Genomic DNA, 22866 nt, shown 5'->3' on the forward strand with positions numbered 1-22866 from the left:
CATTTGTATGAAACTATGAGGTATTTTTTAGCCTTCTTATTCTTTGTATTATTTTATACAGCATATCCTCAAATTTACCCTTTCCGCCATTATGGTTTAAAAGAAGGTTTACCTGAGTCTAATGTAAATGCCATCACAGAAGACCATAATTCCTTCATTTGGATAGCTACACAAGGTGGGGTATGTAAATTTGATGGTAGAAGTTTCATTAATTTTTCAACAACACAAGGACTTTTAAATAATGTTGTGCACCATGTGATAGAAGACAAAAACTATCATATTTGGGCTGCAACAAGGCAGGGTATTGCTCGATTGGTTGGTGATAAATTTGAGGTGTTTACGGAAAAACAGGGACTTGTAGATGATGATGCCAATTATATTTTAGAAGATAAAAATGGAAACATTTGGGTCGCTACTAATGGAGGTTTGAGTAAATTTGATGGAAAAAGATTTGTTAACTATACCACATTTCAAGGATTACCAAGTAACCAAATATTCTCTTTATGGCAAGACCATAGAAACTTAATTTGGGTAGGTACAGATAAAGGTGTTTGTCGATTTGATGGAAAAACCTTTGAAACATTTACAACTGAAGATGGTCTTCTTGATAATACGATTAATTGTATTTTTCAAGATGCAAAACTTAATTTATGGTTTGGAACACCTAAAGGAGCCTGTCGCTTAAATAATTTAGATGGAAAATTTGAAGATTTCTCTGAAAAACAAGGAATTACAGGGTCTATTAATGCTGGACTAAAAGATAAACTCAATCAGATTTGGCTTACTTCTGATGAGGGAGTATATGTTTTACAAGACAGTATTCTAAAAGAAAAGATATCCCCTAAAAATGGCTTGTCTGGAGATTTTATCAATTGTATTTTACAAGATAATAATGAAAATATTTGGTTTGGGGGAAATTTAGGAGTTTCCAAAATTACCAATAGACGTTTTATGATTTTAGATGCTGGGAACGATTTACTCAAAAATGTTCCTGTTACAGCCACTATAGAAGATAAAAAGGGGAAAGTTTGGATAGGTACAAGTAACCATTTATTATCCTATGAAAACAAAAAAATAACCATCGAAAAAGCTGAGACAAGTGTAAGGAGTTTATTTCTAGACTCTAAAAATAGTTTATGGATAGGGACAATAGGAGATGGAGTGTTGCAAATTAAAGAAGGGAAGTATAAAAATTATACAACAAAAGAGGGGCTCCGAGATAATACTATTTATTGCATTGCTGAAGATGACCAAGGACGAATTTGGTTAGGAACAGATAAAGGTCTTAGCCGTATTGAAACAAATGGAAAAATAATAACTTTTTCCGAAAATCAGGGTTTAGCTGATAACTATGTCAGATGTATGCTGAAAGATAACAATGGAATTATGTGGTTTGGAACTTATAGAGGTTTGAGCAGATTTCAAGATGGTGTTTTTCAGAATTTTACAACAAAAAATGGTTTAGCTAACAATATTGTTCTGTCAATAACTCAAGACTCTAAAGGAACAATTTGGCTTGCAACAGAAAATGGGCTTTGTCAAATGAAGCCCAATGTTGATTATAAACAAGCAGATGCTTTTATTAATTACACTAAACAACATGGATTAGCTTCCCAAAACTTATGGGGAATTATTGAAGATGGTGAAGGAAATCTATGGATAGGGCATCGTAATGGAATAGATAAGTTCAATCCTTCCAATAAAAAAATTAAAAACTATGGATATATTGATGGTTTTTCTTTGATACAAACTTATCCAAATGCACTTAATAAAGACAGAAGAGGCAATATTTGGATAGGAACTTTTGGTGGATTGGTGAAGTATTTTCCTTATGAAGATATTCCAAATCCAAATCCTCCAACTATTCACTTAATAGACGTTCGTTTATTTAATAAAAAAACAGACTGGAAAAACTATTCTGAGCTACTTGACCCAGATTTTGGGATACCTCTCAGTAAGGTATCAAGTGAGATAGCTGTAAAAATGCCTTATAATGAGAATAGCATCACTTTTGAATTTGTGGGGGTTCATTTTACAGTTCCCGAAAGAATACGCTATCAGTATAAATTAGAAGGTTTTGATAAAGATTGGTCAGATAAAGATGTTACTAATATTGCAACTTATACCAATTTACCACCAGGCAAGTACAATTTTTTGGTAAGAGCTTATAATAGTGATGATATAGGTAACCCACAACCTTTATCTTTCAAATTTCAAATAGACTTGCCTTATTGGGAAAAATGGTGGTTTTACCTTTCTGAAATATCATTTTTCTTGGCTCTTATACTCATCTCTTTATATTTAGGATTCACACGCCGTAGCTCCAGATATACTTTGGTTTTGGCATTTACAACCCTTTTGATGCTTTTTGAGTTTGTCAATGTTTATATTGAAAATTTTATAGAAAGCTATACTGGTAATATTCCTATTTACAAAGTACTGGCGAATGTGATTTTGGCAACAGTCATTGCTCCATTTGAGAATATGCTCAAAAACTTCTTGTCACCTCAAAAACCTGTTGTAAGTGAAGAACTTGTTTCTCCAGATAGGTTTAATAGAGATGATTATGAGGTTGGAAACCCTAATCAAGATTTGGTTTAAGGATTAAACTCTTTTTGGTCTATTTTACGAATCACTTCTTTTTTGGTAAAAAAAACCAACCAAATAATTTTATTAGAATTGGTAGCACTTGTAAAAAGAAACTTATCATCCTCTAATTTCTGAAGATTGGGCTGAATAGGTTGATTATTTTGGGTTTGATACAAACATGCATCTAAGACCTCTTTTGTTTTTTTGGAATAATTCTGCCAAGATTGTTCATTACTTAATTCGAGAGGTTCAATATCTACACTATAAGCTTTTTCTAAAGAATCTATTGCTGAAAGGGATTTGTAGCTGTTGAGCAAGGCTATTTCTTTATTGCTAAAATCAGTTTTACTATAAGCGTTATTAAGATTTTGCGTAATTAAATTTCCTTTATCATATACCCAAGTACTGATTTGAGTAGGGGAAAGTTTCTTGATTTTTCTATCTTTAATTTCTTGGGCTAATTTTTTAGTGTCATAACCTCGTTCTTTCATATCAGGAACACATGCTGTAATGGCTACAATCAAAGGAATAAACTTCAGATTCATAAAAGACATTTTTTTGTAAATTTAGCAAAAGCACTTAACAAAAAAGCCCAATTTGGGCTTTTTTGTTTTATAATTGCTCTTGTTTTACTACATTTTCAAATACAATCCTATCAAATTCGTCAGTAGTAACAAGTATAATAGCATCTTTTTGAATTTTACCTGCCAAAATATCTTTACTAAGTTCATTGAGTATTCGTTTTTGGATAGCCCTTTTGAGTGGTCTTGCTCCAAATTCAGCATCAAATCCTACATCTGCAAGTAACTCTTTTACTTTGGGTTCAAATTCAATCTCTATATCATTCTCCTTGAGCAATACTTTTATTCCATTTAATTGAATATCAATGATTTTGACAATATCTTTTTTGTTGAGTGGTCTAAACATTACTATTTCATCAATACGGTTCAAGAACTCTGGTCGGATTTGTTTCTTCAACAAATTAACCACTTGTTCTTTGGTATCTTCTATCACATCAAACTCATTGGCTTCTGTAATTTTTGCAAAATTCCCTTGAATAATCTGCGAACCCATATTTGAAGTCATAATGATAATCGTATTCTTGAAATTTGCCGTTCTGCCTTTATTGTCTGTTAATCTTCCCTCGTCTAATACTTGTAATAAAATATTAAACACATCAGAATGAGCTTTTTCTATTTCATCTAAAAGAATAACACTATAAGGTTTTCTACGAACAGCTTCTGTGAGTTGTCCACCCTCATCATAACCCACATAACCTGGAGGAGCTCCTATCAGACGGCTTACAGCATGACTTTCTTGGTACTCACTCATATCTATTCTGACCATATTATTTTCGTCATTGAACAGATACTCAGCAAGTGTTTTGGCAAGTTCCGTTTTACCAACCCCTGTTGTACCCAAGAACAAAAACGAACCAATAGGACGTTTGGGGTCGTGTAAGCCTGCTCTACTACGTCTTACAGCATCTGCGATTGCCTGAATAGCTTGGCTTTGTCCTGCCACACGTTTAGAAAGTTCATCTTCAAGGTATAATAATTTTTCTCTTTCAGACTGTAACATTTTCTGAACAGGGATTCCTGTCCATTTTCCTACTATTTCAGCAATATTTTCAGCTGTTACTTCTTCTTTGAGCATGGAGTTTTCTCCTTGCATTTCTTTGAGTTGTTGCTGATATGCTTTTAAAAAATTCTCACTTTCCAAAATTTTACCATAACGCAATTCAGCAACTTTTCCATAATCACCACTACGTTCAGCTTGTTCAGCCTCAAATTTATAATTTTCTATATTTTCTTTTTCTGCACGTATTTTATCAACAATATCTTTTTCAGTTTTCCATTTTGCCATCAGGCTATCACGTTTGGTAGAAAACTCTGCAATTTCTTTTGAAAGGATATTTTCTTTTTCTATGTCTTTTTCTCTTCTAATAGCCTCTCTTTCAATCTCTAATTGCATAATTCTACGATTGACTTCGTCCAATTCTTCTGGCATAGAGTCTATTTCCAAACGGAGTTTAGCAGCAGCTTCATCCATCAGGTCAATAGCTTTATCAGGTAAAAATCTATCAGCAATATAACGACTTGAAAGTTCTACAGCAGCAATAATGGCATCATCTTTAATACGAACACCATGATGTAATTCGTATTTTTCTTTGATACCTCTTAAAATTGAAATTGCATCTTGTATGTTGGGCTCATCTACTGTAACAGCTTGGAAACGGCGTTCAAGGGCTTTGTCTTTTTCTATATATTTTTGATATTCATTGAGAGTTGTTGCTCCAATAGCATGCAACTCACCACGAGCCAGAGCTGGTTTGAGCAAATTGGCGGCATCCATTGCCGAATCTCCTCCTGCACCTGCTCCAATAAGTGTATGAATTTCATCTATAAATAAAACAATTTCTCCTTCAGAATCTGTAACTTCTTTAATTACAGATTTTAAGCGTTCTTCAAATTCTCCTTTGTATTTAGCTCCTGCCACCAAAAGACCCATATCTAAGGCTACAATAGTTTTAGATTTAAGATTTTCAGGAACATCTCCATTTACAATACGTTGGGCAAGACCTTCTACAATAGCAGTTTTACCAACCCCTGGTTCGCCCAAAAGAATGGGGTTATTTTTGGTTCTTCTCGAAAGAATTTGTAAAACTCTTCTGATTTCCTCATCTCTACCAATTACGGGGTCTATTTTGCCTTTACGAGCAAGGTCGTTTAAGTTTTTAGAATAACGTTCTAAAGATTTATATTTTGCTTCAGCATTCTGGTCTGTTACACGAGTATTCCCTCTTAAATCTTTAATAGCTTGTATAAGAGGCTTTTCTGAGAAACCCGAATCTTTTAATATTTGTGCTGTTTTGTCTTTGCCTGAGAGTAAACCCAAAAGAATATGTTCAATAGCAACAAATTCATCTTTAAATTCAGATAAGTAGCGTTCTGCTTTTTGCAAGGCAGCTGCAGCCTCATTGGAAAGATATGGACTTTCTCCAGAAGATTTTGGATAAGTAGGTATAAGTTCTTCTAATTTGGTTGCAACCAAATTCTTGTTTGAACCTGTTTTATTGAATAAAAAATTGATAGTATTTTCATCAGCACCCAAAAGAGCTTTGAGTAAATGCCCTGTTTCGATAATGGGTTGTTGATTTCCTAAAGCTATTTGACTTGCTTGTTGAATCAGTTCTTGACTTTTGATTGTATAACGATTGAAGTTCATAGTGGTAAATTGCTAATCCCTAATTTTAAAATATTTTAATACTTGAAGAACAATATCTAAGCCAAAGCTAAAATATAGACACAATGGCATTTTTTTGTTTTTATTTATAAATTTTAGGTGTCAAAAAGTCGGATATTTTATTTCTTTGAATAAAAACTAACGGACTATTTAGCAGTTTTAAGCTCAATGCTGAAAAATAGCCATTTTTTAGCTATCTTTGTCAAATTTTTAGAACTATGTTGCATCAAAACTATTACTTTTTAAAGCCATTGGGAGAAGAATTGCATAAAGAAATGCAAGGAATGGAGTTGGCTACTTGTTTTACACAAAACAGAGATGAAATGATATTAGGTTTTTGTAAACCTAATCAAGATTTTTATATTAGAGTTGTTTTGCAATCTGATTTTGCTTGTATCAATACTCTTTCTGAGTTTCAAAGAGCAAAAAAAAATACATTGGATTTATTTGACATTATAATTGGTAAAAAAGTCTTAAAAATTGAAGCATTGGCTAATGACCGTTCATTAGTGATTTTATTAGAAGATAATTTTACAATTTTGTTTAAAATGTATGGGAATAGGTCGAATGTAATTGTATTTGAAGGAAATGATGTAATAGATTTATTTCATAAAAAACTTCAAAATGATTGGGAGTTGCATTTGTCCGAAATCCCCAAAAATATAGAGCAGACCAAAGAAAATTTTATCAAAGAAGAAGGTAATGTAAAAAAAATATATCCTACTCTGGATAAAACACTTTTGGCTCAAATCACGGAAGAGAATTTAGATAAAAGATGGCAACAAACAGAAAATCTTATTCAAAAAATAACTAATCATTATTTTTATGTGGGAGTGTATAATGGTTTACCAGCATTACACTTTTTACCTGATACCATTGAAGAAGCTAAAGAGTATATATCTGCATTAGAAGCTCTCAATGCATATTATTACGCTTATGCACGTCTTTCCCATCTTGAAAAAGAACAAAACCAAGCTATCAAAAGCCTTCAGAAAGCAATAGATAAAACAGAAAACTATGTAGAAAAAACCTACCTGAAAATGGAAGACCTCTCAGATAGCCACGATTTAGAGAAAATAGGGCATATCTTGATGGCAAACCTACACCAAATTCCAGAAAAAGCCGAAAAAGTCGTGTTACATAACTTTTATACTCAAAAAGATATTACCATTAAACTCAAAACGGAATACAATCCTCAAAAAAATGCAGAATGGTATTATAAAAAATCGAAGAATCAGAAAATAGAAATAGCCAAACTCGAAGAAAACTTGCAAGCAAGAGAATTGCATTTAACAATGCTCCAAAACCATCTGCAACAAATAGAAGCCATTGAAAATATTAGAGATTTAAGAAACTATTTGAAAGAAAATGCTTTGGACTTTCAAGATGATAAGCAAGCCAATGAAAACCCTTTTAAGAGCTATCAAATAGAAGGTTTTACGGTTTTAGTTGGAAGAAATGCTCAAAACAACGATTTGCTCACACAAAAATATGCTTATAAAGAAGATTTGTGGTTACATGCCAAGGATGTAAGTGGTTCGCATGTAGTTATCAAATATCAATCAGGGAAAGTATTTCCTAAGAGTGTAATTGAAAAAGCGGCTCAATTGGCTGCCTATTTTTCTAAACGCCGAAACGAAACACTCTGTCCTGTGATTGTAACACCTAAAAAATTTGTACGAAAAACTAAAGACCTTGATTTTGGGCAGGTCATTGTAGAAAAAGAAACTGTAGTGATGGTAGAACCAGCATTGTATCAGGCATAAATAAAGATAACAAAACCTTCACAAAATATTATTGTTTATTAGCAATAACTTTCATAGATTTACTATTACACCACAAAACATTATGCTACGTTTTCTTTTCTTTTTTTTCTTTCTAAATATTTCTGTTTTTGCTCAAAGGGGTAATTTATTGGTAAAAAACTATAAACTGCCATCCGTTCCACAAGTGACAGATATTGTTCAAAATAGTAAAGGGATTTTATATTTTGCCCATTCAGGTGGGATACTGAGTTATGATGGTTTTAGATGGGATGACATTAATTTAGAAGTAAACGCCCATAGTTTAGCCATTGATAATAAGGATATTATATATGTAGGTGGGAAAGAGTTCTTTGGAAAGATAGAGCCTAACCAAATAGGAAAATTAGAATATTTTAACCTTTCGTATGAGCAAAAACAAATTGGAGATATTATTGATATTGCAGTTTTGGAATCTCAAGTTCTATTTTATAGCTCAAAAGGCGTTTTTAGTTATGCCAATAGTCAAATAAAAACTCTTTATAAATTTCAGAAAGAAGAATTGGCAGGCTGGGCTGTATTGAAAGAAGATATATTCTTAAACTTGCCAGAAAAAGGATTTTGTAAACTTTCTAATGGCAATGTAACATCAATAAGAACTGATTTTGTAGAAAAAACAATATTAAGTTTTATTCCTTTTGATAACCAAAGTATATTAATAGCAACAGACGATAATACATTATGGCTTTGCGATGGTAAAAATATCTATCCTTTTCCTACTTATGCTACAGAATATCTGCAAAATCATTTTCTGGAGAAAATGACAGACTTATCACCTCAAGAGTTTGTCATTTCTACACTTGCAGGAGGGTCTATTATTGTTAATAAAAAAGATGGGAGTATCAGACAGATTATTAGCTATGAAACAGGTTTAGCGGATAATGAAATTAGTGCTGTATTGGTAGATAAACAACAAGGATTATGGTTATGCCATACAGAAGGAGTTTCAAGAGTAGCATTAAATCTACCTGTATATAATTATGGACATTACCCTGGCATTGAGGGCAAACCATCTACAATTACAAAAATAAAAGACTTATTATATGTAGGAACAAACTCAGGATTGTTTTATTTGAGTTATAGCAACAAAGATGATGTTTCTGGACAAGTAGCAGCTGAAAAACAAAGACAACTCCAGCAAATAGCTTGGCAAAGAGCCCAAAACCGGAAAAAAACCTTACTCCAAAAACTAAATTCTCTTAAAAAAACAGAAGATAAGACACCTAAAGTAGTAACAGTAGTTGTAGAATCGAATGTGTATAACTACAATTATAGTAATTATTTGTTGGAGAAAACACCTTATAACTTTAGAAAAATAAGTGGAGTAGATGGAAAATGTAAACAACTTATCCAATTTCAGGAAAAAGTTGTTGCTCTTACTAATACGGGTTTATATGAAGTGCAATTTGGAATAGCTACTCAAATCTTTGAAGATAGAAATTTATTGTATGCTGAAGTTTCTAAAACTAATTCTAATCTATTGTATGTAGCTACTGAAAAGGGAGTTATCATTCTTCAAAAAACTGCTATTGGTTGGCAAAGTACTCCTGTTGCAGATATACAGGATACAGTATTTAATTTAACACAATATGAAAATAATTTGTGGGTAGCTGGTGAGGGCAGAATATGGAAAATAAAACTTAATTTACAAGGCTTCCCTGAAAAAACAATTTCATATACATTAGAAAATAAAAATCTAAAAACGTTTGTAAGGGTTATTGAAAAAGAGGTGCTTTTCTTTACTAATTTTGGTGTGCTAAAACAACAATGGATTGTAGGAGATATTTTTATCCCAGATGTCAAATTGCAACACTACAATTTAAAAGGCAGTAAGTTTTATACAAATCAAGATGCTTATATTTGGGCAACAGAAGGAATAGAGTATAAAGAATTAAGTGGGAAACCTGTTCTTTCATCTCAATTTTTAGCTATTATTCCTAATATTGAGGATATTTATTATGATGCTCAAAAAAACTTATGGGTAGTCAATTCAAATGGTATTTATCGAATTTATCCACAAGAAAACAAATCTTATGCCCCTGACTTATTCATAAAACAAGTTCAGAGTGGAAATGGAGTATTACAACAATTGGGAAAAGCAACAATAGAAAGTAATGGTAGTATCCAAAATTTTCAAATTCAGATAGCTTCTCCATTTTTTATTGCAGAAGAAAATACACAGTTCCAGTATTATTTAAAAGGTTTAGATGATTCAGATTGGTCTCCTTGGAGAAGTCAAGCTTTGATAGAATTTCCGTATTTACCAAGTGGAGAATATGTTTTAAAATATCGTTCTAAAAATGCTTTAGGAGAACTTAGTCCAACTCAAACATTTGTTTTTGAAATAGAATCTCCATTTTGGCAAACATGGTGGTTTTACCTTATGCAAATAGGAGTTTTATTTGGCTTGTTACTGACAGCAGTAATTTATAACAGGAAAGGAGCAGAATCACGTGTGGCTTCTGTTATTACTTTGGTGGCAATTATTACAGTGTTTGAATTGTTGTTCTTACTTATAGAACCATTAATTGATAATTTTTCTGGTGGGGTATTTGTTTTTAAATTAGTTGTAAATATCCTTTTGGCAGTTTCATTAATACCTATGGAGAAGAAAATCCAAAAATATTTACAAAACAGTGAATATTTGGATGCTTTAGCAAAGAAAATAGGTTGGAGAAAACGCCTCAAAGACATAGGTGAATATTTAAATGTTCAGCAAATTAAAGACATTACAAATAGAAGACCATCTGACTAATGAGGCGTTTGATTAATTATTTTACCCTTTTTAAATCTAAATTTTGAAAATCAAAACTGAAATCTGTCATAGGTGAAAAAGCTTTCATTTTGAAGCTTTCGGCCTTGCCATTTTTATCAAATGAGATAATAACAAACGCATCAGCATCATAACTTCTATCATCCCATTTGGCTACAAAGGTGTTTTCTGAGTAAGGTAATAAGTCTCCTTTAAGTCTTGGAGAAGTTTTGCAAAATATTCTATACTGATTATTTTTTGATAAAATTTCTACTTCTCCAAACCAATTATCTTTATAAATACCTACAATATTTTCAGATATATAAGAGATTTTTTTTGTTTTGGCTTCTTCTACTTTTTTGTAAACTTCTTGAGTGACTTTGTTTGCCTCTTCCCAAGATTTATTCACTCTCTCAGAATATATTTTAAGTAAATTTCTATCTTCAATACCTAAGTAGCTATCTTTGATAGTGTTGGTAATGGTACTGAAAGCTGCTCCAACTTGTTGATTGGTCAGCACAATAATTGCCAATTTCATATCAGGAATCAGTGTAAATTGTGTAACAGTTCCCAATAACCCACCTGTATGCTGAATTTGTTTGAGTCCTTTCACATCACTGACAAACCACCCCAATGCATATCCATAAAATTGTGAGTTATAAGGTGGTATATTATTGGCAGTCAAAGGAGTTTGAATTTGCCACAAATAGTTCATTTGTTTTTCACTCACAAGTCTTTTTCCGTCTTTAGTTACACCTCCATTCATCAAAAACTCTGCCCATACTGCCATATCTGTAATATTACTCATTATTCCACCTGCTGCATTGGCTGTCTCATTCCAATCGTGAGGAATGGCAATAGCTTTTCCATTTACAGGAGCATGAGCATCAATGATATTGGTATTGCTTTTTATACGATTGTACGAACCTACACTAGAAACCATACCGACAGGCTTTAGAATCCTTGTTTCAATAAATTCTGCCCAAAAAAGCCCACTTACTTTTCTGATAATTTCTCCAGCTACAATAAACATAATATTATTGTAATCCATTGTGTTTCTAAAAGAATAATAAGGTTTGAGATAACGAACATTATACACAATATTTTCAGTAGTAAGAGTCCCACCTTCAGGAAAAAACATCAAATCGCCTTGTCCAAGACCTAAACCAGCTCTGTGAGTTACTAAATCTTTGATGGTAATTTCTTTTGTAACAGCTTCATCATACATTTTAAAATCAGGTAAATGCTTGATAACCTTATCATCCCATGTAATTTTACCTTCATCTACCAGCATAGAAAGTGCCATACAAGTAAATCCTTTGCTGTTTGAGGCTATTCCAACAAGGGTGTTTTCATTCATGGGTTGTTTGGTTTTAAGCGAACGAACACCATGCCCTTTGGCATAGATAAGTTTCCCATCTTTTAAGATACCTACTGAGATACCAGGTACATCAAAGGTTTTTAAAGTGTTTTTGACAAGTTCATCTAATTTTTCAGGAGCTATTTGGGCATTCAGATAATAATTTAGCCCTAAGAATAAGAAAAGTAGCAGAAGTGACTTTTTCAGCATAATCTTTATAAGTTTTAGTAAAGTAAGCAAATACATAAAAAAGTGGAGTATTAGCCATAATACTCCACAAAGTTATTTTTAGTTTCAAAAAGTTTGATGCAATGTAGTTGAGCTTGTTTGTCGTATGCAACTCCACTAATTTTAGGGGCTAAAATATTCCAAATTTCCATGATAAGAATCTCACAACTCGGAATTTTGCCTTGCATAAAATCGACCTCTATATTGATGTTTTTGTGGTCTAATTTATCAACAACTTCCTCTCTAATAAGCTTAGAAAGCTTTTTTAAATCAATCACACAACCTGTATCAGATTGAGGTATTCCTTTTACTGTAACAATGAGTTCAAAGTTATGACCATGAAAATACTCATTGGAACAAATACCAAATACTTCTTCATTCTTTTCTTTACTCCACGCAGGGTTGTAGAGTCTGTGAGCAGCATTGAAGTGCTCTTTTCTGCAAACATATACCATAAGACGCAAGTTTTAATGAGCAGCCGTACAGGTTAGTGCTTGCGAACTGAAACGGCTAAAAACATGCAAACTTACAGCTTTTTTCTTGTTTTTGCAAAAAAATATGAAACCATGTACTAAGTGTATTTTTTAGAGCATCTTCGAAAAATAATTGATTATTAGTTTTTTATTAAATCGAAATAGTTTTTAGATACTTAATTATCTTCGAGTTGTATATTTTGTTGTTTGAGATATTGAGTAGGGGATAGTCCAGTTACGTTCTTAAAATTTCTATAAAAAGCAGTTTTTGAGTTAAATCCACAATTGTAAGCAAGTGCTAAAATTGTATATTTCTGGTTTTCAGGCTTAAAGATGATTTTTTTAAATTCATCTATTCTTTTTTCATTAATATAATCATAAAAAGTCTTCTCTTCAAGCAAATTAATTGCCTGAGATAAATAATTAGGGTGTACTGAAATCTTACTAGCTAGTTGAGCTATGGTAAGTTCTGGGTTGAGAAAAGGTTTTTCTTTATCTACCAATTCAATTAGTTTTTGATGAACTTCCGATAAATAAGAGCTTGATAATGAATTTTTTAATATTTTTGTATTAAATTCGTTTTCTTCAAATTTTAAAGAAGTGATTTGTGTATCAGGTATTTGACTAATTGATTGATTATTTTCTATAGATGGTGAGTTTGATAGGGTTTGAGTAAAAATACCAACTTGCTTGATTCCAAAATATCCAAGAAGTATTACAAAAATAGCTACCAAAGAAAATATAAAAGCTTTGTTCCCAGTAAATACAGCCAACCAAATGATAGCCATAGAGCAAATTAAATAGCGTAGCCAAACAAGGTTAATCTTTTCTGTATCAGAAAAATTATTTTGAATATTTTTAGAATGTTTGTATAATAAATTTAGAGACAATATAACATAAAAAATACCTGAAGCATAAATGAGGATTTTTCGAATGAGCTTTTCAGTTTCATAACCCAAACCTTTTTGAGTGAATACCAATAATTTTTCTTGATGTGGTAAAAAAATAAAGGTGGTTAAGGTAATATAGAAAATAACAATAGGTAAACTATGAAGAAAATATTCTTTAAACGAAATTTTATTTTGACTGGTGAGAGCATTTGTATAGAAATAAAGCATAGGGCCATGTAATAATGGAAAAGATGCTCCTAACAAAAGATAAGGTTGATAATATTGATTAATAATACTTGATAGGTAAAATAGAAATAAATGTAAACCTACTATGAAAAACCATATGGATAGAATTTTATCTGCTTTCAGTTTGTTTTTCTTAGTAAATAGAATAAAAGATAAAAAAATAGCCAAAAATATTCCAACAATGTTTAACATCCTTTCAATTAATAAAGTTGAAGCAATATATTTCAAAATAAAATGAAGTACAATATAAAAAAGCTCTAAGAGCCTTTTGACTAAACCATTTGGCTTATTCTGATAAATTGATAAATTGCATAGTAAATAGCTTTGAACCAAAAAATAAAATTATGGCTGAAGAAGAAAAACAAGTATCCAAATTTGCTCCATCTAATTGGAAAGATAAATTAGGAGGCTCAGCAAATATTCTTAAAATTACTACTGGTACAGCATGGAAGTATGTGAGTCGTCTTTTTTTAGTATTTATGTTAGGAATAATAGTCAATATTATATTTTTTATATTTCTACAAAATAAAATAGACCATCAGCTCAATCAGGCAGGAATAGGTAGCTTGTTTGCCATAGGTGCAATAGTTTGTTTATTTGTCGTTTTTCCTGCTTTATACTTTTTTGTAGCACACAAACATGCCTTGCAATCTGTTATTTACTATATAGGTAATCACTTCAAAAAAGGCATTTTTGAGTATTTCATTGATAAGTTATTTGATTATGCTTACAAAAAACCTACTATCAAGGCTCAATTAGAAAATGATAAAACAGATGATTTTTTTAATACTACAGTGCCAGAGTATTTGGGAAGGCTTGAAAATATGAATGGAACACTCAAAAGGGTTTTTAAAAAATTTACAGGAAATATAGATTTATTGGGCTTGTTTTCTTCTGCTCAAAATGAGTTAGGTGGAAACCTGAGCTTGGATAACCTCAAAAATTATGTAGCTGAAAAAGCTGCTGAAAAAGTACCCATACCTATGCTCTCCAAACCAAGTTGGGCATGGGTCATCACAGTAATGTTTATCAATATCTTGTTTTTTGCCACCTGCTTGATATTCTTGGCGTAAGTATGAATATACTTTTTGTTTGTTCTGCAAACCAAAATAGGTCTAAAACGGCTGAGGTGTATTTTCAAGGCAAATGTCCTCAATATCAATTCCAATCAGCAGGGACGAACCATAAAGAATGCCTGAAAAACAATAGCAAACTTCTTACAGAAGAATTATTGATATGGGCTGATAAAGCTTTTGTAATGGAAAAACATCATCAGGAAATTATAAATAAGTATACAAATCAAAAATATCAAGAGAAAATAATTATTTTAAATATAAGAGATATCTATATTTTTATGCAAGCAGAACTTATTATTGAACTAGAAGAAAAAATAAAATTATGAATAAAATAGTAAGTCTATATTGTTAAAATAAAACATTCACTTAATCAAGAAAAAAATATATATTTGGAGCAAAAGAGTTTAGACAAAAACAATGCTTTCAGGGTTAAAAATATTGATTTTTTCAATCCTTTTGGGAAATAACACACCCGAACCTTATATGTCCTCTGAAGTGGAATTTCTGGGTTTTTTTGGTGGTAATAAGTATTGCTATATGAGAAATACTTGCTTGAAAACAAATGGATGGGAACTCGTTAAATATACAACAGAATTTGTTGTGAAAGACTTTAATGGAAATCTTATATTAAGAGAGATTACTAAAAAAGAGAAAGATAGTGAAGATGTTCAAATTGAATACTTAGGTAAAACAGATATTATAGATTTTCTAAGAAAGAATAATGTACAAAAGTATAAGCATTTTGAGTCAGTTGAGCGATACAGTTGGCAAATAGAAGCTGAAAAAAACACTATTTATCAAGTACAAGAGCAAGGGGATAATACAATTATTGTTACAGCTGATAAGATAATACAACAAATTAATATACATAATCAGGAGCCAATATTTTCAGACTACATTGCTTATTTTGTTTCTGATGGAACAAAACTACAAGAAATTGGAAAAAAAATAAATATCAATTGGGTTATAGATATTTATAAAGGATACAATAAATATCTCTTGATTATACGTGATACAAATGATGAGCAAGGGTATATTGATGTTGTAATAATAATAGATTCTCCAATTTTAGACAAAATATTCAAAAGATAATTAAATATACAGAAAACCAATCCGTTATGGCTATTATAGAACAAAAAGTCCCTACTTTGGGCGAGTCTATTTCAGAAGTTACTGTAGGCTCTTGGAATAAAAATACAGGTGATAGCGTCAAATTAGATGAAGTAATAGGCGTTTTAGAGTCCGATAAAGCAAGTTTTGATATTACAGCAGAAAAAGAAGGAATATTGGAGATTGTTGCAGAAGCAGGAGCAACCGTACCCATTGGAGGAGTATTATGTAAAATCAACACTGAGGCAGGGGCTAAAACTGAGGTAAAAACCGAAGCAAAAGTAAGTACCCCTCAAACAGAAACTAAATCCGAACCTGCAAAAGCAACAGGACAAGTGATAGAGATGAGAGTGAAGCCTTTAGGAGAGTCCATTACGGAGGTAGTTTTAGGCAGTTGGACAAAAAATGAGGGTGATTTTGTGAAGATGGATGAAATTGTTGCAGAAATAGAATCTGATAAAGCAACTTTCGAGCTAACAGCAGAAGGTGCAGGTGTACTCAGAATCGTAGCTCAGGCTGGCTCTACACTCAAAGTAGGTGACTTGATGTGTAAAATAGAGGTAATGGCTGGAGGAGCTACAGTTTCTACTCCACAAACCAATACTCCTCAAACTACAACAGAAAGTAAAACAGCTACAGATACTGAAACTTATGCAAAAGGACATCCATCTCTTTCAGCTTCTAAAATTTTAACAGAAAAGGGAATTGAATCTAAAGATGTACAAGGTACGGGTGTAGGTGGCAGAATAACAAAAGAAGATGCTTTAAAAGCTGAGAAAAAAGTAGAACAAACCCCAACAACAAAACAAGAAAACAAAACAACTGAAACTGTGAAAGTAACAGGAGAACGTAATCAACGTAAAGAAAAAATGACTTCTTTACGTAAAACTATCGCAAAACGCTTGGTAGCTGTGAAAAATGAAACAGCCATGCTTACGACTTTCAATGAAGTAAACATGAAGCCTATTATGGATTTGAGAGGCAAATACAAGGATAAATTCAAAGAAAAACATGGTATTGGCTTAGGATTTATGTCTATATTCTCAAAAGCTTGTGCCATTGCTCTATTAGAGTTCCCTGTGGTAAACGCCCAGATAGAAGGTGATTTTGTTGTTTATAATGAATTTGTGGATATTTCGGTAGCTGTTTCGACAGAAAAAGGTTTGGTTGTTCCCGTTGTTCGTGGTGTAGACCAAATGAGTTTTGCTGATATTGAAAAGGCTATTGCGGCACTTGCAGTAAAAGCAAGAGATGGTAAACTGACCATTCCTGAAATGACAGGAGGTACATTTACCATTACCAATGGTGGTGTTTTTGGCTCCATGATGAGTACGCCAATTATCAATGCTCCTCAGTCGGCTATTTTAGGCATGCATAACATTGTAGAACGTCCTATGGCTGTAAATGGAGAAGTAAAAATATTGCCAATGATGTATTTGGCACTTTCTTACGACCATAGAATTATTGATGGAAAAGACTCTGTAAGCTTCTTGGTACGAGTAAAACAACTTCTTGAAGAACCTGAAAGAATGCTTTTGGAAGTATAAAAAAAATCTATATCAAATATATACCCCTCAAAAGTCAAATTTTGAGGGGTATTTTTTATTCCTAAACTTATAATGAAGCTTCATGAAGTAAAAGCTTTTGTTCATAAAGCGTTCATAAAAAATTCACTTTTTTTGATTCTTTTTGTATAAAAATAAAACACTTATGAAAAAAATAATCCTTCTCTCTGTAGCTATTATTTTATATAGTTATAGTATACAAGCCCAAAAAATATCTTTAGCAAAATATGCAAAAGAGAGAGCTGAAAGTGGTAATGGGATGTCTCCTGTTGTATACAAGGCTATGCCTATGACAGTAGACGAAGCCAATGGCTATGTGATGCAATATTTAATAGCTGTTTTTGATGATAGAGCAACTAATACCACCATAAAAACAGAATACTATCAACAATATGGACTTTGGAAAACAAATGCAGGAAAAAATATTATTGGAATATTTGAGACTAAAATTGGGCAATATGGTGAGATAGTGGCAGATTTAGGTGGTTTGAATCTCAATTTCTTGGATTTAAAACAAGAGAACTTTATAAAAATTTATGATGAAGAAGCCGTAAAAAAAGCTTATCAAGATGCTTTAGCTAATATTCAAGCAAAAGGAGCAGAAGGAACGGAATGCTTTTATGCAGAAATGCCACGAAAAGGGACGACCATTAAACTTTATGTAGTATTGAATTCTGAATTGAAAAAAAATAAAGGTTTACCTGTCTGGAAGATGCAATTTGGCGAGCTTATTTTTAATAAAAATACAGGAAAATTTACATTTAATAAAAAATAAAATTTTATGAAAAAGCAAATACTTTGGTTATCTATCATATTTATCAATCTTGTTTTAAATGCTCAAGGGCAAACACAAACATTTATAGAAACTTATGTGTATCGTACAGCTACAAGTGTAGAAAAAGTAGTAGTAGAAACAGATGATAAACAAGCTGTTATAAATATAAGTTATCAAGGTAAGTTGGATAAATCACCTGTCAAGCTTAATATTATAAAAAGGGATACTGAAAATATGAGAATGATTACACAACGCCCTGATAATAAACAGATACTTACATTTACAGACTCTTGGATGATGGGTGGCTCAATGATACTTGCTAATGGTGAAACAAAAGAATTTGGCAGAGAAGTTTATTGTTTTGCTCCCAATGGAGAAATGATTATTACATCAGGTGGACCTATATTCTTCCCTTTTTATTATGCTCTTAATGAAAAAGGACTTATTACATCCATAAATGTTCCTCAAGAACAAATTAATAATTCTCAAACTTTACCCTCTGGAGAGGTATACTACACTGTTAGTATTCCCAAAAAAGTAGGAAAGTATAAACTAGTCCTAATGAGCTACAAAGAAAATGATATACGTACTCGAATCAAACTGATAGATTCAAAAGGGAAAGCAACCATTTTTACAAGCAGATAAACAAAAAATACTATGCAAAAAATATTTTTATTCAGTTTCCTATTTATTCTAACCACGAAAGTTTGCGGACAAAATAATGTTGAAAAGTTCTTATCCTGTTTTCCGACTTTAGAGGTAGGTAATTCAATAGGGGAAATGGAGTGTAAAAAAGCACTCGAAACACGTATCCCAAAAGAAATGATTGCTCAAATAGACTATAAAACACTCATTTATAGTAATGCAAATGATATTAGTAAATGGGATATTATGCCTGTTGGTAAGTTTAAACTAAAAGAAGGACTGTATTTTGTGATGTATTTCTCTGCAATTTCAGGGGCTAATCATACACAAAAAGACTATGATTATGTTTTAAATACAGATGTTTGGGATGTTAATCAAAACCAAAAAACAAGTACAAATGCTGGTAATAATGCTCAATATGCAAGAGTTAATCTTTCTAGAAGAAAACAATTATTAGAAGAATTAGGAAGCAATCGAAAAATGGTGTTTGGAGGTAGTTTTATCTTTAAAATAGTAAGCCCAAATACAGCAATGATGGATAGTTATTGGCTATATAGTAACCAAGAAGAGAAAAAAGAAACTTATCGCTTTTCTTGGGATGAAAATGGTACAATGAAAATAGAATAGAAATTTAGGTATTAAGTTTAATCTAAACACCTCAAAAATATATTTTTTGAGGTGTTTTTTTGTAAATTGCAAAATCAAGATACTAACTATGACAACAAAAAAACAACTACAAGATATACTACTGGGAATAGCCATCGGAGATGCCTATGGAGCAGGTATAGAATTTGAAGATAGAGACTGGCTCAAAGCAAATATAGATTTTTCTAAGTTCGTAATGAGACGAAATGATGTTATAAAAGTGCTGAATAACAAAGGAATAGAAGTTGATAATTATAACGAATGGGATTATACAGATGATACAGAAATGACGATTGGTTGTGTTAAAACAATTATTTCTGGGGAGGGTATTAGCGAAGAAACATTAATGAAATACTGGACTCTTGAATATGAGCAAGATAAAATAGAAAAAGGAATTGGCAGACATGGGCATGGTTCTATGCGTTGGGTTTATAATAGTGAAAAAAGTATAGAAGAAATCAAAGATTTTCAGAGAAATAGACCTAACCCTGGCAATGCTCCAACGATGAGGGCTATCCCATTTGGACTTTTGCCTTCTGAGCAAATCAATGAGTATGCTACTATCAATGCTATGGCTACACATCCACATCCCAAAGCAGTAGCTTCCAGTATTTTAGTTGCAAGATTGACAGAGTTTTTAATTATAAAAAAAAGGAAAAAAACTGATGCTTATGATTATTGTAAAGAGCATTTGAAAAACATAGACCAAGAGTTTCTAAAAAAATTTGAATTGGTAGAACAATTACCTTCTCCAAATATGCTTCAAGAACCTGATTATGAGATTCTTTGTGGTAAACAGCCTATTATAAAACCTTGGTACCCTGAAGGAATTAAGGGATTGCCTTCTGATGCTATGCAAACAGCTTTGAGTATATATTATTTTGTCAAACATGCTGATACTGCATTTGAAGGATTAAAGCAAGCTATATGGCTGGGCGGAGATGTAGATTCTGTGGCATCTGTGGTTACTGGTATTTTGGCGGGTTTGTATGGCATAGAATCATTGCCAAACTATATGCTTGAAAATGTGGAAGGTAGAGATAAACTTATAAAGTTGTCTCAAAAATGGTATGAGTATTTAATAAAATAAAAAACTATGAAAATTGCCATATTTGCTGATATACATGGCAAAATATTATTGCCCTTTAAAATGGTAGATTATTACCAACAAGAAACTGGAAACAAAATAGACTTTATTGTACAATGTGGTGATATAGGGGCTTTTCCTGATATGAATAATTTGGATAGAGCTACCCTTAGACATGCAAAATATGATAGAGATGAATTGGGTTTTCATGATGACTTTACCAAAGAAAAACCTGAAATCAAGCGTTTTCTTGATGAATTGAATCTTGATATGATTTGTGTTCGTGGTAACCATGAAGATCATGATTACTTAGACAATTTGGAAAAGCAATATATGGATGCCACAATGTTTCCCATAGATGTGTACAAAAGAGTATATGTTTGTAAAACAGGTTACATTCAATATTTTGAAAAAGATGGCATAAAACTTACTTGGGCAGGAATAGGGCGTATAGGTGATAGGAAAGGTAGAGAAAACAAGCAATTTATTCAGGATTATGAAAGAGCTCAGGTTCGCAAACTTTTGAAAACCAAAGAAAATATAGAACTCCTGATTACCCATGATAAAGATGATTTATCCATAAGAGGATATGGTATGGAGGAAATATCGGAGGCTTTAGAACATTTAATCCCCAATTATCACTTTTATGGGCATACTGGAGAAGATTATAAAGAAGAACTTGCAGACAATGGACTTACTAAAAGCATAAAAATTAAAGAATTAGAGTTTTCTGGTACTGGTATCTTGGGAGATGGGAGTATGGTTGTATTGGAAAAACAACAAAATGAAGAGTTGTCTTTAGAAATTGTCTCCAATAAAATATTATATCAGTTTACAAAAAGTAACTGGCATTTTTGGTAATATCTCACAAAACTATTTTTTATGCCTCTTAATCAAATACTATACGGACCCTCAGGTACGGGCAAAACATATTTAGTAGTAGAAAAAGCATTAGAAATTCTAGGAAAACCTCTTGGTTCAGTAGAAGAAAATATGCAAGAATTTAATTTACTTAAAAATGAAGGCAGAATAGAATTTGTCACTTTTCACCAATCATTTGGTTATGAAGAGTTTATAGAAGGAATTAGAGCAAAAACTGAAAGTGGACAAATTTCGTATCAAATTGAAGATGGAATCTTTAAGAAAATAGCTATTGATGCAGGTTTGAACTGGTTTAAAGCCTTAGAAACAGATGTAGAAGAATATGATAGTTTTCAAGATGGAATTATCTCGTTTTTAGAAGTTTATCAGAATTATTTAGAAGGATTGAACGCTCAAATCCCCAAAAAAATAACTACCATCACTAAAAAAACACTTTTTATTGAAAGAATTACTGATTGGGGGAATTTGGTGGTTCGTTATGAGGGAAAAAGTACATCTTATACCGTTTCTAGAAAGCATTTAGAGCTTATTTACCAAACAAATAAAACACCTGAGGATTTTCAGAAGGGAAATATGCGTGAGGAAATTCGTAAAATTACAGGTACAGCAGCCTACAACTCGGAAGATTGGGCTGTTTACAATGATTTTTATAAATTTTATCATGAATTTATTCATTATCAACTCACTTCCAACACTGATGACTATGAAAGCCAAAGTCCCCAGTTTACTTCTCAAAAAGAATTTAAGCCTGATATAATTTCTAATAAAGAATTGTATTTGAGTTATTTAGAGAAATTTTTAAATGGAGATTTTAAAATCAACACTTCATCAAATATTCCTAATTATGTTCTGATAATTGATGAAGTAAACAGGGCAAATATTTCGAAAGTATTTGGAGAATTGATAACCTTGATAGAAAAAAGTAAACGTTTGGGCGAATCTGACCAACAGACTTCTAAACTGCCTTACTCCAAAGAAAACTTTGGAATTTCCCCCAATTTGTATGTAATAGGAACCATGAATACCTCAGACCGTTCTATTGCCAATTTAGATATAGCTTTGAGACGTAGATTTGAGTTTTTGGAAATTTTACCAAATACAGAATTACTTTCTGAAAACTGCGAAGGTGTAAATTTAAGATTATTACTTACCAGAATTAATCAGAGGATAGAATATTTGTATGACAAAGAACACCAAATTGGGCATGCTTATTTTTGTAATATACAATCTATCAGTGATTTGGCACAAATTTTTGTGTTTAAAGTTATTCCTTTATTGCAAGAGTATTTTTATGATGATTGGGAAAAAATTTGGCTCGTTCTTTCTGATAAAAATGGTAATTGTGGGTTTTTAGAAAAAAGACAGCTCTCTAAAAGACAGTTGTTTGGAAATCAAGAAGTAGATAGTATGGATGATAAAGTAGCATACTCTGTTTTGAATATAAAACAACTTCAGAATACAGAGTTATATACTAGTATTTATGCCTAAAAATTAT

At 31.9% G+C, this 22866-nt stretch carries 17 protein-coding genes and 1 pseudogene; 13 read left to right on the forward strand and 5 right to left on the reverse strand.

The window, feature by feature from the left end:
- Nucleotides 1-15 precede the first annotated feature (15 nt).
- On the forward strand, nucleotides 16-2601 hold the full coding sequence (locus AD998_02635; protein ID KOY85195.1) for a hypothetical protein: 2586 nt from the start codon (nucleotides 16-18) through the stop codon (nucleotides 2599-2601).
- On the opposite strand, the gene AD998_02640 is transcribed toward AD998_02635, so the two are convergent.
- Nucleotides 2598-3134, reverse strand: coding sequence for a hypothetical protein (locus tag AD998_02640; GenBank protein KOY85196.1), 537 nt, complete (start codon nucleotides 3132-3134; stop codon nucleotides 2598-2600). The genes AD998_02635 and AD998_02640 overlap by 4 nt on opposite strands.
- A gap of 67 nt (nucleotides 3135-3201) precedes the next feature.
- Nucleotides 3202-5817 carry a Clp protease ClpB gene (locus AD998_02645; protein ID KOY85197.1) on the reverse strand — a complete coding sequence of 872 codons (2616 nt, stop codon included), beginning with the start codon at nucleotides 5815-5817 and terminating at the stop codon, nucleotides 3202-3204.
- 239 nt (nucleotides 5818-6056) lie between these two features.
- On the opposite strand from AD998_02645, the gene AD998_02650 reads away from it, so the two are divergent.
- Nucleotides 6057-7601 carry a hypothetical protein gene (locus AD998_02650; GenBank protein ID KOY88019.1) on the forward strand — a complete coding sequence of 515 codons (1545 nt, stop codon included), beginning with the start codon at nucleotides 6057-6059 and terminating at the stop codon, nucleotides 7599-7601.
- Between the two features lie 82 nt (nucleotides 7602-7683).
- Entirely contained in the window at nucleotides 7684-10392 is a 2709-nt protein-coding gene (locus tag AD998_02655) for a hypothetical protein (GenBank protein KOY85198.1), read from the forward strand.
- A gap of 16 nt (nucleotides 10393-10408) precedes the next feature.
- Here AD998_02655 and AD998_02660 read toward each other — a convergent pair whose 3' ends face one another.
- The 3 genes from AD998_02660 to AD998_02670 all read right to left on the reverse strand — a co-directional run bounded on the left by AD998_02660 (nucleotide 10409) and on the right by AD998_02670 (nucleotide 13778).
- Nucleotides 10409-11959: a serine hydrolase gene (locus AD998_02660; protein KOY85199.1), complete on the reverse strand. Its 1551-nt coding sequence runs from the start codon at nucleotides 11957-11959 to the stop codon at nucleotides 10409-10411.
- A gap of 50 nt (nucleotides 11960-12009) precedes the next feature.
- Entirely contained in the window at nucleotides 12010-12432 is a 423-nt protein-coding gene (locus tag AD998_02665; GenBank protein KOY85200.1) for a 6-pyruvoyl tetrahydrobiopterin synthase, read from the reverse strand.
- A gap of 194 nt (nucleotides 12433-12626) precedes the next feature.
- The gene (locus AD998_02670) at nucleotides 12627-13778 is read right to left on the reverse strand and encodes a hypothetical protein (protein ID KOY88020.1); all 1152 of its coding nucleotides are present in this window, start codon (nucleotides 13776-13778) and stop codon (nucleotides 12627-12629) included.
- A gap of 89 nt (nucleotides 13779-13867) precedes the next feature.
- Between AD998_02670 and AD998_02675 the strand changes: the two genes are divergently transcribed.
- The 10 genes and pseudogenes from AD998_02675 to AD998_02720 all read left to right on the forward strand — a co-directional run bounded on the left by AD998_02675 (nucleotide 13868) and on the right by AD998_02720 (nucleotide 22859).
- Nucleotides 13868-14659, forward strand: a complete 792-nt coding sequence (locus tag AD998_02675) for a hypothetical protein (protein KOY85201.1) — start codon at nucleotides 13868-13870, stop codon at nucleotides 14657-14659.
- A 2-nt stretch (nucleotides 14660-14661) separates the two neighbouring features.
- On the forward strand, nucleotides 14662-14988 hold the full coding sequence (locus AD998_02680) for a hypothetical protein (protein ID KOY85202.1): 327 nt from the start codon (nucleotides 14662-14664) through the stop codon (nucleotides 14986-14988).
- 91 nt (nucleotides 14989-15079) lie between these two features.
- Complete coding sequence (locus AD998_02685) at nucleotides 15080-15754, forward strand: hypothetical protein (protein ID KOY85203.1); 675 nt, start codon at nucleotides 15080-15082, stop codon at nucleotides 15752-15754.
- A gap of 26 nt (nucleotides 15755-15780) precedes the next feature.
- Nucleotides 15781-17319, forward strand: a complete 1539-nt coding sequence (locus tag AD998_02690; GenBank protein ID KOY85204.1) for a 2-oxoglutarate dehydrogenase — start codon at nucleotides 15781-15783, stop codon at nucleotides 17317-17319.
- A gap of 163 nt (nucleotides 17320-17482) precedes the next feature.
- Nucleotides 17483-18112, forward strand: coding sequence for a hypothetical protein (locus AD998_02695; GenBank protein ID KOY85205.1), 630 nt, complete (start codon nucleotides 17483-17485; stop codon nucleotides 18110-18112).
- Nucleotides 18113-18118: 6 nt separating this feature from the next.
- Complete coding sequence (locus tag AD998_02700; GenBank protein KOY85206.1) at nucleotides 18119-18757, forward strand: hypothetical protein; 639 nt, start codon at nucleotides 18119-18121, stop codon at nucleotides 18755-18757.
- Between the two features lie 135 nt (nucleotides 18758-18892).
- Nucleotides 18893-19384 carry a hypothetical protein gene (locus tag AD998_02705; protein KOY85207.1) on the forward strand — a complete coding sequence of 164 codons (492 nt, stop codon included), beginning with the start codon at nucleotides 18893-18895 and terminating at the stop codon, nucleotides 19382-19384.
- Between the two features lie 88 nt (nucleotides 19385-19472).
- Nucleotides 19473-20492, forward strand: a complete 1020-nt coding sequence (locus AD998_02710; protein ID KOY85208.1) for an ADP-ribosylglycohydrolase — start codon at nucleotides 19473-19475, stop codon at nucleotides 20490-20492.
- A 6-nt stretch (nucleotides 20493-20498) separates the two neighbouring features.
- Nucleotides 20499-21350 (forward strand): serine/threonine protein phosphatase, encoded by an 852-nt coding sequence (locus AD998_02715; GenBank protein KOY85209.1) that lies wholly within the window; start codon nucleotides 20499-20501, stop codon nucleotides 21348-21350.
- A 21-nt stretch (nucleotides 21351-21371) separates the two neighbouring features.
- Nucleotides 21372-22859 (forward strand): annotated as a pseudogene (locus AD998_02720) (hypothetical protein).
- The last annotated feature ends 7 nt before the right edge of the window (nucleotides 22860-22866 follow it).

It is taken from the genome of bacterium 336/3, assembly GCA_001281695.1.
Taxonomy (GTDB): domain Bacteria; phylum Bacteroidota; class Bacteroidia; order Cytophagales; family Thermonemataceae; genus Raineya.